8 protein-coding genes are annotated in these 17,627 nt (G+C 63.9%); 3 read left to right on the forward strand and 5 right to left on the reverse strand.

The features are described from left to right. Positions 1-473: 473 nt before the first annotated feature. The 4 genes from I7X13_RS10615 to I7X13_RS10630 form a co-directional block, all read right to left on the reverse strand. A complete protein-coding gene (locus I7X13_RS10615) occupies positions 474-2,354 on the reverse strand; it encodes a 7TM diverse intracellular signaling domain-containing protein (RefSeq protein ID WP_198075457.1) in 1,881 nt (626 codons plus the stop codon). A gap of 141 nt (positions 2,355-2,495) precedes the next feature. Continuing rightward, positions 2,496-4,415, reverse strand: a complete 1,920-nt coding sequence (gene nagB / locus I7X13_RS10620; RefSeq protein WP_198075458.1) for a glucosamine-6-phosphate deaminase — start codon at positions 4,413-4,415, stop codon at positions 2,496-2,498. A 112-nt stretch (positions 4,416-4,527) separates the two neighbouring features. Next, positions 4,528-5,856 (reverse strand): RagB/SusD family nutrient uptake outer membrane protein, encoded by a 1,329-nt coding sequence (locus I7X13_RS10625; RefSeq protein WP_198075459.1) that lies wholly within the window; start codon positions 5,854-5,856, stop codon positions 4,528-4,530. A 53-nt stretch (positions 5,857-5,909) separates the two neighbouring features. Then, positions 5,910-9,122, reverse strand: a complete 3,213-nt coding sequence (locus I7X13_RS10630; protein WP_198075460.1) for a SusC/RagA family TonB-linked outer membrane protein — start codon at positions 9,120-9,122, stop codon at positions 5,910-5,912. A 492-nt stretch (positions 9,123-9,614) separates the two neighbouring features. Here I7X13_RS10630 and I7X13_RS10635 point away from each other — a divergent pair, with 492 nt between their 5' ends. The 3 genes from I7X13_RS10635 to I7X13_RS10645 are packed head-to-tail and all read left to right on the forward strand — an operon-like array spanning position 9,615 to position 15,737. Further along, positions 9,615-12,776 carry a SusC/RagA family TonB-linked outer membrane protein gene (locus tag I7X13_RS10635; protein WP_198075461.1) on the forward strand — a complete coding sequence of 1,054 codons (3,162 nt, stop codon included), beginning with the start codon at positions 9,615-9,617 and terminating at the stop codon, positions 12,774-12,776. Positions 12,777-12,833: 57 nt separating this feature from the next. After that, positions 12,834-14,417, forward strand: coding sequence for a SusD/RagB family nutrient-binding outer membrane lipoprotein (locus tag I7X13_RS10640; RefSeq protein WP_198075462.1), 1,584 nt, complete (start codon positions 12,834-12,836; stop codon positions 14,415-14,417). 39 nt (positions 14,418-14,456) lie between these two features. Continuing rightward, entirely contained in the window at positions 14,457-15,737 is a 1,281-nt protein-coding gene (locus tag I7X13_RS10645; RefSeq protein ID WP_198075463.1) for a hypothetical protein, read from the forward strand. Positions 15,738-15,829: 92 nt separating this feature from the next. On the opposite strand, the gene I7X13_RS10650 is transcribed toward I7X13_RS10645, so the two are convergent. Next, on the reverse strand, positions 15,830-17,627 hold a 1,798-nt coding region (locus I7X13_RS10650), incomplete at its 5' end, for a glycoside hydrolase family 10 protein (RefSeq protein WP_198075464.1).

A 17,627-nucleotide genomic window follows, 5' to 3' on the forward strand; every position in this document is an offset into this window, starting at 1 on the left:
CCAGCCCCATGCCGAGCAACACGAAGAGCGAGGAACCAGCCAGCAGCCCGGACCTGCGGGTCAGTCGCCCCGTGTGGGGCAGGGAGTACGTTTGTTTCATAAGTAATACAGGGGAAAGGGGGAAGACGGCTTAGCCCCAGACGGGCGGAGGGTGGCAATTAAATATGAGTTAAAGCCTATCTGGACAAAGGTAGCCCTGACCAGCTCTCTAAACCCATGAAGAACAGTTAAAGAATTGGCAGTCCGGCCCGTTATGCAAACGCCCGGATGTCGTGCGGCAGCCGGGCGTTTGCGCCAGGGATGGAAAGAGGCCCACCTATGAGTGGCTGGGCAAGGGTCAAATGCCTGCCAATTTTCGCCGGCCGAGCCAATATGCTGCCGCTTGACCCCCGACTTCGACGGGACGCCTATGTCGGTTGTTTAGCAACCCAGCTGCTTTGCCCATGACCCGCCGGGCGCGCCGGACTTTCGCGCTACTCGCCAGCCAGCGGCCCGGCTTCGGCCGGTAGGGTGCGGCCGGCGGCCACGTCGGCGGCGCCAATCTTCTTGAAGAGGCGGGTTTTGGCTCGCCGCACGCTGGCCGGGTCGATGTTGAGCAGGGCCGCGATTTCCTTGGTGGCCAGGTTGATGTGAAAGTAGCAGTACAGCCGCTGCTCGTTGCTGGTCAGGGCCGGGTACTTCGCCTGCAGCTCCTCGAAGAAGCGGGGGTGCACCTGCTCGAAATGAACCTTAAACTTGCCCCAGTCTTCGTCGAGGTAGAGGCTGGTTTGCAGGATGGACTTGATGCCCGCCAGCTCCTTGCGCTGCTTCGGGCTCTGGGCGTTCAACTCCTGAATCTGCTGCTTGAGCTCGGCCAGCAAGGCGTTTTTCTGCTGCACGTAGAGGCTGGTGGAGGCCAGCTCGCGCTGGTTGGCTTCGAGCTGCTGCTGCAGCTCCTGGTTGGTGGACTCGTGCTGCTGAATGTCGGCGCTTAGCTGCTGGGCGTGCTCGTCACGGGCCTGCTGCTGCCGCTGCATCTGGAGCAGGGCGGTTTGGATGTGGCTATTTTTAAGCACGATTTCGCGGTGGCGCAGCTCCTGCTGCCGGATGTCAAGGGCCAGGTTGGCGGCCTCGTGCTCTTTGGCCAGCAGGGTTTGCTGCAAGCTATGGGAGCGAATACTCAGAGCCACCGAAAAGCACAGCGCGTGCGAGAGAATGGCCAGGTCGGGCAGCAGCATATTGCCATTGTTGTCGAAGCCGATGACGACGTGGTACGCCGCGATGAACCCCAGGAAGCACATTGGCAGTACGTTGGCCACCAGGAAGGGGCGGGCCAGCGGCAGCCGCCGCCGGTAGGCCACCACCCCAATGGCCAGCAGCAGCCCCACCACGCCCAGCACCAGCAGGTTGTCGTAGGGCAGGCTGTATTGGTTGAGATAGAAGCCGTTCAGGTTTACCAGTCCCACCATTACCGTGAAGCCGAGGTAGCCCCACAGGGCGTAGCGCAGCGCGGCATCGAAGCGCGGCAGCCGGGCCGGCAGCAGCAAATAGGTGCGGGTCATCTGCCCAAACCCGTTGAGCATCAGCACCACGCTCAGGTGCATGGCCACGTTGTTGAGTGTGTAGGCGTAGCTGCGCCCGTCGGACAGTGCCAATTGGCTGAATACCGGGCTCGGCCACAGTACTTTAAAATATCCCCGAAACGCGGTGACGTACAGCGCCGCCCCCACCTGCGTGCTCAGGTAGAACAGCGTGCTGCGGTCGCGGAAGCGGACGTAGGTGGGCAGGTTGGTGAGCAGCAGCAGCAGCAGCGCCGTGAGCGACACGGCCCAGGCCGTGCTGTAGAAGCGGTCCACCTGCTGCACCACGGCCTCTTTTTCCAGTTGTAGCCGCAGCCGAATGGCGGCCGGCAGGGTGGCCCGCGGGCTCAGGGCTACCCGTACGTACACCGGGGTGGTGGTGCGGCCCGGTAGCCGCAGCAGGAGCCGGCCTTTCACGCGCTGGCTGTCGGTGGGGGCGGCCACGCCCGCCCGGCGCGTGCGCCAGGCCCGGGCGTCGCTGTCGAAATAAAAGAGGGTGTTGTCGAGGTTGGGCAGCACCGTGAGCTGCACGGCTTCGGCGTAGCGACTGTTATTGGTCAGCGCTAGCTTTAGCCAGTAGCGGCGCGCCTGGGCCGGGTGCAAGGAGTCGGCCGGGGCAAACACCAAGGTGGAATCGGTGCGGATTCTTTCCCAGGAATAACCTCGGTCCGGCAGCACGCCCACTTGTACTACATCAATGCCGGGGGCGCCATGCTGGTTGGTGAGCGGCTGAGCCCCGCCGCGCAACCCAATGGCGAGCAGGCAGAGTATAAAGAGGCATAGGCGTAGTGGCACAGGGAAAGCATTGGGTAACGGAAGCACAAAGATGGTACCGGGGCATATGTAGGCAGCCCCACTGCCGAGCCAGGCACCCAGCGCACATACGGAAACTGCCACTGCCCGGTGCCTGCGCGCCGGTTACGTTTTCATCGGCCCTCAAAATTCCCAGCGCACAAACGCTTCAATTCCCTCGTACTCCGGCAGGCCCAGTTGGTCGTACAGCTTGGCCGTGGTGCGGTTGCGGGCCTCCGCGCGCTGCCAGAACTCGCGCTGGTCGGCCCCAGGGAATAGCGGCCGGTCCTTCTGGCTCTGGTGCTTGAAGATGGCGCGGCGCTTGCGCGTGAGCTCCTGCGGCGAGAGGGGCACGGCCATCTCAATTTGGTCGATTTCCCATTCCTGCCAGGCTCCACGGTAGAGCCACACCCAGCAATCGGCTAGCCAGGCGGTGCCGGAGGCTTTGAGGCGGTGAATGGACTCGAAAATGGCCGCCAGGCACACGCGGTGCGTGCCGTGCGGGTCCGAGAGGTCGCCGGCGGCGTAAATCTGCTGGGGCTGGATGCGGTTCAGCAGCTCCATGGTAAGGCGGATGTCCTCGTCGCCCAGCGGCTTTTTGCGCACCCGGCCGGTTTCGTAGAACGGCAAGTCCAGGAAGTGCACGTTGGCGTCGGGGATGCCGGCCAGGCGGCAGGCGCTCTTGGCCTCGCCCCGCCGGATGAGGCCCTTTATCTGCTGCACCTCGTCGGAATCGACCTGGCCGGGCTGCTTGTTCTTGAGGAAATCGGCCACGCGGTGGTAGAGGTTGTCGGCCGGCTCGCCAGTGGGCAGGTGGAAGGCCTGGTCATAATCGGCCACAAAATCGGCGAAGCGAATGGCCTCGTCATCAAACACGGCAATGTTGCCGGAAGTCTGGTAGGCCACGTGCACCTCGTGGCCCTGGTCGACGAGGCGGAGCAGGGTGCCGCCCATCGAAATCACGTCGTCGTCGGGGTGGGGGCTGAAGATGAGGACGCGCTTGGGGAACGGTTCGGCGCGCTCGGGGCGGTAGGTGTCGTCGGCGTTGGGCTTGCCACCGGGCCAGCCGGTAATGGTGTGCTGCAGCTCGTTGAAGACGCGAATGTTGATGTCGTAGGCCGGGCCGGACTGCGCCAGTAGCTCCGAAAGGCCGTTTTCGTTGTAGTCTTCCTCGGTGAGTTTCAGGATGGGCTTGGTCACGGTGCGGGCCAGCCAGGTCACGGCCTTGCGCACCAGGGCGGCATCGTGCCAGTCGCCGGGCAGGCCCAGCAGCCAGGGCGTTTTGCGCGGGGTGAGCTCGGCCCCGGCGGCTTCGTCCAGCACCACCTGCACGTTGGGGTGGCGCTGCAGGTAGGTGGCCGGCACAGTGTCCGTTATTTCGCCTTCCACCATGCGCTTCACCACGGCGGCCTTGCCTTCGCCCCAGGCCAGCAGCACAATCTGGCGGGCTTCAAGAATGGTGCCCACGCCCATGGTGAGGGCGCGGCGCGGCACGTTTTCCTCGCCATAAAAGTCGGAAGCCGCGTCGGTGCGCGTTACGTGGTCCAGGGTGATGAGGCGGGTGCGGGAAGCCGGGCCGGAGCCGGGCTCGTTGAAGCCAATGTGCCCCGTGCGCCCGATGCCCAGTAGCTGCAAATCAATCCCGCCGGCAGCGCGAATCTGCTCCTCGTAGCGCCGGCAAAACTCGGCTACCTGCTCTGGCGGTACGGTGCCGTCGGGGATGTGCACGTTCTCGGGTTTTATATCAACGTGGTCGAACAGGTACTCCCGCATGAAGCGCACGTAGCTCTGCAACGAGTCGGGGGCCATGGGGTAGTATTCATCGAGGTTGAAGCTGATGACGTTCTGAAAGCTCAGGCCATCCTCGCGGTGCAGGCGCACCAGCTCCTCATAAACCCGTGTGGGCGAGGAGCCGGTGGCCAGCCCCAGCACGCAGGGGCGGCCCTCAGCGGCGCGCGCCCGGATAAGGTCGGCAATCTGGCCGGCCACGGCGACCGAAGCCTGCTCCGAATCAGCATAAACCGTGGTGGAAATCGGGGTGGGGTGGGAGTTGGGCGGGTTCATGGGCTGGGGAGAAGAGAGAGTAGAGACGCGTATTTGCGTCTCGTCGCTGTTAGGCCGCACAGTTGGTGCCGTTCAACGACGAGACGCAAATATGCGTCTCTACCCCATATGTTTATATGGCCGGGTCGCCGGGCGTGGCGGGGTTGTTTTCGCGCTCCACGCGGGGGTAGGGGAAGAAATTGCGATTACGCTCGGCCCCGGTGGTGCCCGGCGCGGGGCGGCCGAAGCGGCGGCTGTCGGCCAGCCGGAAGCCCTGGAAGGCCAGCTCGATGTCGCGGTTGCGCAGGATGTCGGTGAGCACGTCGGCAACCGTGAGAGGGCCAGCATAGGCGGGCAGGGCCGCGCCGGGCAGCGCCAGCAGCAGGCCGGTGCTGGTGGTGGCCGCGGCAGCCGTGCTGGTGCGCACCTTATTCAGCTCAATCACGGCATTGGGTACGTCGTTTTTGCGGGCGTAGGCTTCGGCCCGAATCAGGAGCATTTCGTTGGGCACGTACACCGGAATGGGCGCACTGTTGGCGGTGTAGAAGCCGGTGCCCAGGTTCTGGGTGGCGGTTGGCGGCGGGCTGATGCGCACCAGGAAGGGAAGGCGCTTGTCGCCGGCTTCGGGGGCCAGCGTGCCGGTGAGGCCCAGGCTGGTGTTGGTGGGCTCAAACACGTTTTTGTTGCCGAACGACGTCTCGAACAGCGGGTTGCGGGTGTTGTCGTCGAAGTTGAACACCGAGCGTTTCGTAAGGTCCACGCGGCCGGCGGCGGCCAGGGCCTTGTCGTAGTCGCCAGCTTCCAGGCTGTAGCGGGCAATAAGGGCCTGTATGGTATTCGGCAAGTCGATGCCGGGCACAATCTTGGCATTAAAATCGGCCGAAACCGGCGTGGCAGCCAGCTGCGTGGCCGCCGCTTCGAGCTGGGCCACGGCGCTGCGCAACGCATCCACGCGCGGCACAAACGGCGCGTTCTCCTGCGTGGCCAGTGGAATCTGCTCGAAATACTGCGCCAGCGTACCAATGCTCAGCGCCCGGAAGATGCTGGCGTAGGCCACAATGCCGCTACGGGTGCCGGCATCCGGGGCGTTGCCCACGTTGGCCAGCACCAGGTCGGCGTTGGATTTCACCAGGTTGGCTTGGGTCCAGAGGTTGCGCACCACGCCGTTGCTGTTGGTGAGGAGGCTGCCCCCCACGCTCACGTTGTACTCCTCAATATTGCCCACGTTGAGGATGCGAAGCTCGCTGGTGGTGAGGCCGCCGGCCGCCACCGTGTTATATAGCACGCTGAGCAGGCCACCCGTGCTGTAGCGCGCCTGCAAGCCGTTGCAGAGCGTGATGAGGCCATCGGAGGAAGTGACCACCTGCTGCTGGCTGGCGGTGCTGGGGTTCAGGTATTCCTTATTGCAGCTGCCCAGCGCGAGGGCTGAAAGCAGGGCTGTGAGGGTGATTATTTTCTTCATGGAATTGAGTTCTGGAAGGTGGGAAGTAGCGTGGACTTTCAGTCCGTGCTACATTAGAACGTGGCCGCCAGCTTAACCTGGTAAGTGCGCGGAATGGGCACGTTGCCAAAGTCAATGGCGCGCAGCAGGTCCGACGCGCCGCCGGCGCTGGTTTCGGGGTCGAAGCCGTTGTATTTGTCCCACGAATACAGGTTGCGGCCCACCAGCGACAGGTTCAGCGAAGAAATAAACCTTGTGAACGTAGGCAGGGCGTAGTTCAGCGCCACCTCGCGTAGCTTCACGTAGGAGCCGTCATCTACGCGGAATTCCTGAGTGTTGTAGATGGCGAAGATGGAGCCGCGCGGGATACTGCCGCGCAATTCCTGCTCGGCCATATCGCCAAGGCCCACGCCCTGGCGGGTGCGCTTGTCGGCGTTAAACACGCTCACGCCCTGCACGGCGTCAAACAACACGTGCAGGCCCAGCTTTTTGTAGGTGAAGTTGGTGTTGAAGGAGCCCGTCCATTTCGGGTTGGGGTTGCCGATGACCACGTTGGCAATGGTAGAGGCGCCACCGTAGAGCGGCTGGCCGTCGCTGCTGCGGGCCGGCGTAAAGTTCACCGCGCCCACAGCCTGGCCCACGGCGCGCTCGTCCTGCGCGAAGCCCTGAGGCGTGAGCAGCAGCGAGCCATCGGGGTTGCGGGCGTAGCCCGAGCCGTAAAACACGCCCGCCGGCTGACCCTCCAGCAGGTACACCGGCGCCCCGGCTGCGTTGTCAATCGATATGGCCTGCACGCTGCCGTTCGAGCCGGGCAGGCTCAGCACCTTGTTGCGGTTGCGGCTGAAGATGAAGGACACGTCCCAAGTGAAATCCGTGGTTTTCACCGGCGTACCTCCCAGCGACACCTCCAGGCCCCGGTTTTCCAGCGTGCCCACGTTGTTCACAATGCTGGAGCCGCCCGAGCTGGGGGCCAGGTTACGCTTCACCACCAGGGAATTGACTTTCTGGTAGTACGCCGTCACGCTTAGCGTGAGGCGGTCGCGCAGGAAAGCCAGGTCGGCCCCGCCTTCCAGTTCGGCCATGCGCTCGGGCCGCACAGCGGGGTTGGCGTACACCACGCCCGGCGCAATGGTGTTCTTGCCCAAAAAGCCCAGCGGGCTGAACTGGTAAAACCGGTCGTAGGCGCCGATGCCCGTCAGGTTGCCGGCCTCGCCGTAGCTGGCGCGCAGCTTCAGGCTGTTGAAGGAGTTGGCGTAAGCGCTGTTTTGCCAGAAGCTAAAGTCCGACACCACCAGCGAGCCGCTCACTTTCGGATAAACTTGGTTGGTTTCGGTGTCGGAGAACTTCGACGAACGGTCGCGCCGCACCGCGCCCGTCAGAAACGCCAGGTTGCGGAAGCCGATGGTGGCCTGCCCGTAGTAGCCGCTCAGGTTGTAGCGGTCGAGGTTGTAGGCCGAGGTAATGGTGGTGCTGCTCGCCCCCGATACCGTGGTGATGAACGGAGCCAGGTTCTGGCCCTGCGTGGTGGTATAGTCCTGCTGCGCATACTGGTAGCTGTAGCCGGCGCGCAGGTTCAGCTTCAGGTTTTCGCTAATCTGGTACTCGTAGCCCAGGTTGATATCGGAGTTGAGCTGGATGACGGCGTTGTTGCCATTGGCCGCGTAGCCGCCGGGGTAGCGGGCGGCGGGCAGGCCGGCCGCCGCCTGGTAGGGGTAGGGCCGGATGTAGCTCTGGCCCACCTGCCCGTAGGCGTCCACGCCCAGCACGTAGTCGGCCGAAAAGCCCTTGAACGGCGTCAGGTTCACTTGCACGTCGCTCACGGTGCGGTTCACGCTCTGCGTAAATTTCATGTCCTCGATGGTCGAGAGCGGGTTCACGCGGGTGGGCTCCACGGCCAGCAGGTTGCCGGCGGCGTCACGCTGGGTGATGTCGTAGATGTTGTTGGTGATGTTGACGGCGTTAATCGGGCTGTAGAACACGTTGCCGTTGGCCTTCTCGTTCGAGAAGCTGTTCACGTAGCTCAGCCCCGCCGACACCTTGGCCCAGTCCGCGAGGCGCTGGTCGACCCGCGTCCGCAGGTTGTAGCGCGTGAAATCGGTGCCCTTGATGATGCCCTCATTTTTCAAATAGTTGGCCGACACATAATACTGCGTGCGCTCCGTGCCGCCCGACACCGACACCGCGTCGTCGGTGCCGTAGCCGGTCCGGAAAATCTGGTCGAAGTAGTTGTAGCGCGTCACATCCACCAGGTTGCTGGCCAGCTGGGTGGGCGGCAGCGACGGGTCGCCGCGCACAATGGGCACAGTCGTGACGCCCGGGTTGGCCGCCAGCTGGGCCGCCGTGGGCGCGCCGATGGTGTAGAGCCGCAGTCCGGCAAAGCCAAACTGCTTGCCGTAGGTATTCACCGGCACCGATTTCCGCAGCTCGTTCATATTGAAGCTGGTGGATACCGACACCCGTGCCGCGCCGCTCTGCCCGCGCTTGGTGGTGATGAGTACCACGCCGTTGGCCGCGCGCGAGCCGTACTGGGCCGCCGCCGCCGCCCCGTTAATGATGTTGAGGCTGGCAATATCGTTGGGGTTGAGGTCGGCCAAACGGTTTTGGCCCACGTTGGCTTGGCCTACGTCGTTGCTCAGCGCCAGCTGCGACACGTTGGTGCTGGCATTGCTCACAATCACGCCGTCAATCACATACAGCGGGTCCGAGGAGCCTTGCAGCGAGTGCACCCCGCGCAGCCGCACCGAGAGCGAGCCGGCCGGGTCGCCCGAGTTCTGGGTAATCTGCGCGCCGGCCACCTTGCCCTGCAAGGAGTTCAGCAGCCCGCCCGAGCCGCTCTGCGCCAGGTCCTCGGCCCGCACCGTGCTGATGGCGTTGCCCAGCTCCCGCTTCGGCGCGCTGATGGTGGAGCCCACCACCACCACCTCGTCCAGCTTCTGGCGGGCTTCGGTCAGCGAGACGTCGGTGGTCACCGTCGTACTAGCGCCCAGCGTGAGCGGTTTCGACACGGCCGCGTAGCCAATCAGTGACACGGTGAGCGTGTAGCTGCCCGGCGCGATGCTGGCGTCAAGCACGTAGCCCCCATCGGCCCCAGACGAAGCGCCGAGCGTCGTACCGTTTAGCAGCACGGTGGCTCCGGGCAGGCCCTGGCCGCTGGCGTCGGTCACGCGGCCTTGCAGGGTGTAGCGCTGCGGGGTTTGCGCGCCGGTCGTGAGGGCCGCCAACAGCATCAATAATAGTAACCCGGTCCAGCGGAGGCTCGGACTACTAAAGGAGTAGGTGTTTCGCATGGGAAAGAGGGGGCTAGGTGAGAGTAAGGGATGCGGTGGCTAATATCGTGAAAACTTTATCTTTACCTAATCCCGGTGGGGCTGCTTGCCAAATGCATTTTTGGTTGGTCTGGCCCGCACCGTAGGCGGCCCGGCCGCACTTTAGGCGCGGTGTGGTCGGTAGTTCGGAACGGTCTGTTCTGATTATCAGCACAAAATGAGTATGGATATAGTGCTGATAAATATTGAAAAGCAAATAAATATGAAATGGAATGTGCTAATTCCTGCCGTTCTAGCCGCGTGATTTTCGATGAATGTTACCTGAATATTTCGCACATTTGACGCCTCCTTTCCATTTCCCACCCATCTTGTCCTAATACCATGTCTTGCGCGGCTTCTTGCTGTTGCCACCTGCCGCCTTTGTCCAAGGCCGGAACCTAAGCGCGTGCCGCGCCGGGTTCCGGCCTTTTTCGTTGACTCTCATTCCCAATTCCCATCCTAATCACTCTCCTCATGAAAAAAACTTACTGGCTATTGCTGCTAACGCTGGGGGCGCTGCCGGCGCGTCCGAGCTGGGCGCAGGCCCGCCCTGACCAGGCTACTCCGGCCCGCACCGTGTCGGGCATCGTGACCTCGGGCACCGACCAAAGCCCGCTGCCCGGCGTGACCGTGCTGGTGAAAGGCACCACCACCGGCAGCACCACCGGCTCCGACGGCCGCTACTCTGTTGCGGCCGCGCCGGGCGCGGTCCTCGTGTTCAGCTTCATCGGCTACAGCCCGCAGGAGCGCACCGTGGGCACCGACGGCACCGTGAACGTGGCCCTGAAGGAAAGCACCACCGGCCTCGACGAAGTGGTGGTGACGGCCTACAACATTGCCCAGAACAAGCGCGAGCTGGTGACGGCCGTGCAGGAAGTGAAGAGCAAGGACATTATCGACTCGCGCCAGACCAACGTGGTGAACGCCCTGCAGGGCAAGGTGGCGGGCGTGAACATCACCTCCTCGGGCGGGGCGCCGGGTGAGGGGGCCAGCATCGTAATCCGGGGCGGTACCTCGCTCGATGGCGACAACCAGCCGCTGTTCGTCATCGACGGGATGATTATGGACAACGGCTCGTTTCAGGAGAGCGCCGCGCCGGGCGCGGGCTCGCAGTTCAACGGCCTGCTGGGTCGCTCGGTGGGTGCGGCCAACCGTGCCGGTGACCTCAACCCCGAGGACATTGCCAGCATCACGGTGCTGAAGGGGCCGGCCGCCGCCGCCCTCTACGGCCTTCGGGCCGCCGGCGGTGCGGTGGTGATTACGACCAAAAAAGGCAATTCCGGCCGCACCACGCTCAACGTGCGCTCGCAGGTGTCGGTGGATGAGGTGAACCGCCTGCCCAAAATGCAGGACCAGTACGGGCAGGGCTCGGGCGGCGTGTTTGATGGTACTACGCGCGTGTCGTTTGGACCGCGCTTCACGCCGGGCCAGCCGGTGTACGACAACTTGGCCAACTTCTACCGCAAGGGCTACACCTACCAGAACTTCCTGAACATGTCGGGCGGCTCGGACAAGGCCACGTTCTTCGTATCGGCCTCAAACCTGACGCAGAGCGGCGTGACGCCCCAGAGCAAGTACGACAAAACCACGGTGCGCCTCTCGGGCACGGCCGAAATCTCGCCCCGGCTCAGCGTAAGCGGCTCGGCGCAGTACCTCACCTCGGGCGGCGAGCGGCCCATTCAGGGGCCGGGTTTGTTCGGCTCATCGGGCGGCTACCTGCTGAGCTTGCTGAACTGGCCGCGTGGCGATGATGCCCGCAACTACCTCAACCCCGACGGCACCCGCCGCCGCCTGCTGGCGCTGGGCAACGGCACCGATGCCGACGCCGACAACCCTTACTTCACCGTTGAGAAAAACCCGCAGACCGACCGCACCAACCGCTTCATCGGCAACGTGCAGCTGAGTTTCAAGGCGGCCAAGTGGCTCACTTTGAGCCATAACATCGGCACCGACCTGTACACCTCGCGCAACACCTCGGTGCGGGCCGTGGGCACCTCGCAGGTGGGCAACCAAAACGGCGGCCTCGCCGAAACCGTGGACCAGTTCCGCCTCATCACGGCCACCTCGCTGGCCACGTTCACGCACGATTTCAGCTCCAACTTCGGCGGCACGTTCATCCTGGGCAACACGATTGAGGAAAACAAGGACCAGGCCGTGGACTACATCGGCCTGATTTTCCAGAACCCCGGCTTCGTGGGGCTGAACAACACCGTGAACCGCAGCGCCTTGCAGCGCGACAACACGCGCCACCTCATCGGCAACTTCGCTCGCCTGAGCGTGAGCGCCTTCAACCAGCTGTTTGTGGAATTGCAGGCCCGCTACGACCAGTCGTCGACGCTGCCGCGCCCCGACCAGAACAAGATTTACGGCAAGGGCTTCCTCTACGGCTCGGCTGGCCTGGGCTATGAGTTCACCAAGGCCCTGGGCCTGGAGCAGAACAACGTCCTGAACTACGGCAAGGTACGCGCCTCGGTGGCCGAGGTGGGCAAGGACACACAGCCCTACCGCATTCAGGCCGCACTGGCTCAGAACACTTACATCGGCGGCGGCTTCCGCAACGACTTCTTCGGCTCGAACCCCAACCTCAAGCCCGAGCGCACCCGCACCTACGAGGCCGGCATCAACCTGCAGTTCCTGAAAAACCGCCTGGGCCTGGACTTCAACTACTACTACTCGCGCACCACCGACCAGATTATCGCGCCCCGCGTGAGCCAGGCCGCCGGCTTCATCCTGCAGTACATCAACGGCGGCATCGTGACCAACGAGGGCCAGGAAGTTGCCCTCACCGGCACGCCCGTCAAGAGCAAGGATTTCAGCTGGGACATCATTGCCAACTTCTACCACAACACCAACCGCGTGGAGGAGCTGCCGTACCCGCTCACGGTGGTATTTCAGTCCGATGCCTTCATCACCGACGTGCACGAAGGCGGCGCCTTCCCCGGCCGGGCCATTTCGAGCGTAGGTGCCACGGATTTTGTGCGCGTGACCGACCCCAGCAGCCCGTATTACAACCAGGTTATCGTGGGCTCGACGGGCTACCCCAGCGTGAACCCCAACCTGCTTTACGCTGGCAACCGCGCCCCGCGCTTCACCACGCAGCTCACCAACACGTTCACCTACAAAGGTTTGTCGCTGGCGGCGCTGTTTGATTTCCGGGTGGGCGGCAAGGTTATCAACGGCAACGACTGGTATCAGACCGGCGTGGGCACCTCGCAGCGCACCGCCGACCGCTACAAGCAAGTGGTGTTTGATGGCGTGGTGGCCAGCAAGGACGCCAGCGGCAACACCGTGTACACCCCCAACACCCGCCCCGTGGAACTGACCCAGACCTACTACACCAGCATTCTGGGCCGAGTGGGCACGGCCTTCATAGAGGACGGTTCGTGGGCGCGCCTGCGCTACGCCACCCTCAGCTACGCGCTGCCCGCCAACCTGCTGAGCCCCACCAAATTCATCAAAGGTGTGGAACTGAGCGTGACCGGCCGCAATTTGATACTGCTGACCGGCTACACCGGGGCCGACCCCGAAACGTCGGCGGCCGGCGCGGGCGTGCGCGGCGGCGGCTCCAACGGCTTCGATTTCGGCAACGTGCCCGCCACTCGCGGCGTGGACATGGCCGTGCGGGTCAATTTCTAGTCTGGACGCGGCTGAACCAAAACAGCCCGACGGCCTCACAATTAACTATTCCTCCGAATGAAACCATATATAATTGGCCTGGGCCTGCTGCTGAGCACCGGCGCCCTCACCGCGTGCGAGAAGTTTCTCGACGTGAACAACAATCCCAACAACCCGGTCGTCTCCACGCCCAACTTCCTGCTGCCGGGCATCATTTCCAATGGCATCCAGACGCAGATGTTTACGGCCCTGCGCACGCCATACATCACACAGTACGTGGTGAGCCGCACCACCAACAGCGGCGGCAACGACCAGTATTTCTTCACCAACGCCCAAAGCACCAATACCTTCAACTACTCCTACTTCCAGTCGGGCGGCAACATTCCGACCCTGCAAAAGGCGGCCGAGGCTGAGGGTTCGGTGTACTACATCGGGGCGGGCAAGATTATGCAGGCCATGATTCTGGCCCACGCCACCGACATGCTGGGCGACATTCCGTACTCCGAAGCCTACCAGGGCGGGGCCAACTTCACGCCCAAGTACGACCCGCAGCAGCAGATTTACGCCACCATCAACCAGCTCTGCGACGAGGGCGTGGTGGAAATGAGCAAGCCCGCCAGCGCCCAGGTGCGCCCCTTCTACAGCACTTCGCCCAGCGAGAGCGGCGACATTCTGTATAAAGGCGACGCCTCCAAGTGGGTGCGCCTGGCCTACGCCCTGAAGGCCCGCCAGGCCCAGCACCTCACCAAAAAGGCCAGCTACGACGCCAACGCCGTGCTGGCCCTCTGCGACAAAGCCTTCCAGAGCACGGCCGACGATGCCCAGATTAACTTCCAGACGGCCATTGCCCCGCTCTCGAATACGACCAACATTTTTGGGGTGACGCGGGCCAACTTTGGCACGGCCACGTTCTCGTCCAATATCGTGAAGTACCTGAACGGCACTACTTATCCCGGCGTGATTGACCCGCGCTTCGGCATCCTCACGCCCACCACCAGCCAGGGTGTCGACCCCGGCCGGGGCACCACCACCAACTTCACGCCGGGCACCACCAACATCACCGACTTCTACGGCAGCTGGTACGCCCGCGACCTAGGCTACTACGAGGCCATCACCTACCACGAGTTGAAGTTTATCGAAGCCGAAGCGGCCTTCCTGGCCGGCAACAAGAAACGTGCGTTCGATGCGCTGCGGGCCGGCATCACGGCGCACATGCGGAAGGTGGGCACGGGCGGCACCTACTCGCCCCCAACGGTCACGTTCCCGGTTATTCTTGATGGGCAGATTACGGCCTACCTGGCCAGCGCCGCCCTGCCCCAGAACGAAACGGCCCTCACGCTGCGCCACATCATGGAGCAGAAATACATTGCCATGTTCCTGAACCCGGACTCGTGGTCGGACCTGCGCCGCTACGACTTCCGCAAGGACTTGTACGTGAACCTCCTGTATCCGACCTATACCGGCAATACCACCCCGCCGCTGCCGCTCGGGCCTAACGGCGTCGACCGGCTGTTCCCGCGCCGCCTGCTGCCGGGCGCTACCGAAGTCACGGTAAATCCCAACGCCGTGGCTGGCCTCTATACCGAAGCGGGCCTCACGTTTGGCTCGCCGGCCGCCGACCTGGAATATGTTACCAAGCCGCTGTGGTTTGACCGGCCGTAGCAGCGCGCACCCTTCCTTCAACTTTCATTCCCTCCCGATATGAATTGCTTTTCAACCAAAAACCTGCTGCTGGCCTTGCCAGTGCTGGGGCTGCTGCTCGGCGGCTGCAAAAAGAACGAGCTTGATGACTTCTACCATGCCCCGACCAACGAGTCGTCGGATTCGGGCTTTGCCGGGCTGGCGCTGCCGCGCGTGCCCCTGAGCGCCCGCTATGCCCCCGGCGACGCCGTGCCGCTCTACGTGACCTACAACGAAACCGACCAGCTGCGCGACATCACCGTGTTTCAGGTGGTGAACAAAGCTGACTCGGCGCAAACCGGCGTGTATCCGGCCAACGGCGCCTTCAACGCCAGCGGCGGCCTGCTGGCCCAGGCCGTGCCCTACGTGGTGCCCACCGCCACCAACGGCGTGCCCGTGCGCGTCGACGTGACCCTGACCTTCCAGAATGGGGCCAAGCGCCTGCGCCGCTTCACCTACAACATTGCCCAGCCCATTACCCTGAAGTTTGGGGCCACGTCGGCTACCTACCGCAACACGCTGGCCAACACAGCTCAGAGCGAGGGCGACATCGTCGGCTACTCACTTATTATCAACGAAACCGGCATTGGCGTACTACCCACGCCGCCGGCCCTGCCCACGCCGGCCAACCCGTTGTTTAAGGCTGTGGACAGCCTCACCACCTTCTACCGCATCGGGACTGGCGCGCCGGTGCGGGTAGGCGTCATTCGGAACCCTTCGAACGGCGCGGCCAACACCCGCACCGTGGACGTGACCATTCCGCGCAACACCAACGGCCAGCCTGTTACCTTCTCCTTCACGGCCTACGGGGCGGTGCAGGCCGTCACCGTCACGGCCCCGACCATCAACGTGACCAACCCCACGGTGCTGGCCACATTGCGCACCGGCCGCATTAGCGGCGGCCCCAATGCTACTCCCGATTCGGTGGCCTTCAACCTGCGCACCGGCACCCTGGAGCCGGCCGCCAACCCGCCCACGGCCAAGGACTTATTTGTGAGCGGCGTGAGCGGTGGGGTGTACCTCTCGGCCGCCAACACCACGCGCTACACCAAAATCACCCCCTTGCAGCTTGACCGGGGCTTCTACACCACGGCCACGGCCAACGCAGCGGGCACGGCCCTCTACGCCAACGGCGTGGCCTCGGCTTCCAGCGTCAGCGCCGACCTCGGCCCCGTGGCGGCTGGCGACGTGTATGCCGTGCGCATTCGCGGGGCCGAGCTGGGCCTGCTGCGCATCCTCAGCGTGAAGCAAAGCTCGGCCGGCTCCAATGCCCGCGTCCGTTTCGAGTACAAGACGTTGTAGGGGCTGAGCCTTCCTGCGCTAACATGCAAAAAGCGGCCTTCTCCATTGGGGAAGGCCGCTTTTTGCATGTTAGCGCAGGGACAAGGCGAGCCTTACCCGCCGCCAAAAAGCCGCGCAAAGAAACCCTTCTTCTTCGCGGGCTTCTCCTTGATTTTGACTTTGGAGAACGGGGCCGAAGCCTCGGGTTTATCGGCCGGGGCGTTGAGGCGAATGCTGGGGCGCGGGGTGACCGGGGCAGGCTGCGTGGCTACGGCCGGGGCGGCCGGACGGGGTGCGCCGCCGGGGGCCTGGCCCAGAGCCAGCTCCGCCGACTGCTGGCCGGTGGTGATGACGCGCATGGGCCGGCTCTCGTTGTGCAGGCGGTCCACGGCGGTCACGTAGTAGGCGTAGGCCTGGCCGGGCACGGCGGTGGTGTCCACGTAGGTGGCGGGGAAGCCGGGGGCCGGCCGGGGCAAGGCCAAGATGCGGCGCGGGTCGTTGGGCGTGCTGGCCTCGGTGGGCTCGAAGCGGTAGAGCACGTAATAGGTGGCCGCGTCGCCGTCGGCGGCGGGCGGGCCGCTCTGCCAGTTTAGGGTCACGTAGTGGCTAAGGCGGCGCAGCGTGAGGTTGGTCACGGGCAGGGGCGGGGTGGCGTCTTTCCAGGGCATGGCCGGCACCAGGGCGGGGTAGCGGAACAGGTCCTGGCGCAGCGAATCGGTGGTGTGGAGCGGGTTGGTGAGCACCGATTTGGCCGAGAAAAACACGCTGCCCACGGCCTCGCCGTCGGTGGCGCGGTTGGTCCGAATCTGGCGGGGCAGCTCGCGCGGGTTGCGCCAGGTGGTGTCGGAGCGGGTGCTTTCCAGCATCCGATAGGTGCCGTGGCCGATGTAAAGGTGGCGGTCGAAGTGGTTTTCGGCCCACCATTTCACCAGCACGGGGTAGGGGCAGAGGCGGAAATTGGTGCTCCAGTACAGCTGCGGCACCACGTAGTCAATCCAGCCCTTTTCCAGCCACAGCCGCGTATCGGCATACAAATTCGAATAGGACGGCTGCCCGGCCCGCGTATCGGAGCCCTGCGGAAAGTCCTTCGACTTGTTCATCCACACCCCAAACGGCGAGATGCCGAATTTCACCCACCGCTTGGCGCTCTGTATGCTGTCGTGCAGGTCGTGGATGAGGATGTTGACGTTTTGCCGGCGCCAGTCGCCCAGCTTTTTCAGGCTGTCGGGGTTGAAGTCGCGGAAGGCCGCCTCGTCGTGAAACACCTTGCCCGGGTCGGGGTAGGGGTAGAAATAATCGTCGAAGTGCACCGCGTCGATGTCGTAGCGCCGCACCACGTCCATAATCACGCGGGTGATATGCGTCCGCACTTCCGGCAGGCCGGGATTATACAGCAGTTGCCCCCCATAGCGCAAAAACCACTGCGGATGCTGGCGGTAAGGGTGGTTAGCAGCCAGCCGGCGCGTCACTGAGTCCATGGTGGCGCGGTAGGGGTTGAACCAGGCGTGGAACTCCATGCCGCGCCGGTGCGCCTCGGTAATGAGAAAGGGCAGGGGGTCGTCGCCGCCGGCGGGGGCCTTGCCCTGCACGCCGGTCAGCCACTTGCTCCAGGGCTCCAGGTCCGACTTATAAAAAGCATCCGAAGCGGGCCGAATCTGCACAAACACGGCATTCAGGCCGGCGCGCTGGCCGGCGTCGAGCAGGCGGCGGTAGTCGCGGCGGTACTGCTCGGGGGCTTGGCCGCGCTGGTTGGGCCAGTCGATGTTCTCAACGGTAGCAATCCACATGCCGCGCAGCTCGCGCTTGGGCGGCGGTGGGGCTTCGATGGAGTCGGCCTCGGTTTGGGCCAGGGCGGGCAGCCAGCCGCTGACGCCACTCAGCAACAACAGAAAAAACAAAAACCGCCTAGCG

Source organism: Hymenobacter negativus, from assembly GCF_016056375.1.
GTDB classification, from domain to species: domain Bacteria; phylum Bacteroidota; class Bacteroidia; order Cytophagales; family Hymenobacteraceae; genus Hymenobacter; species Hymenobacter negativus_A.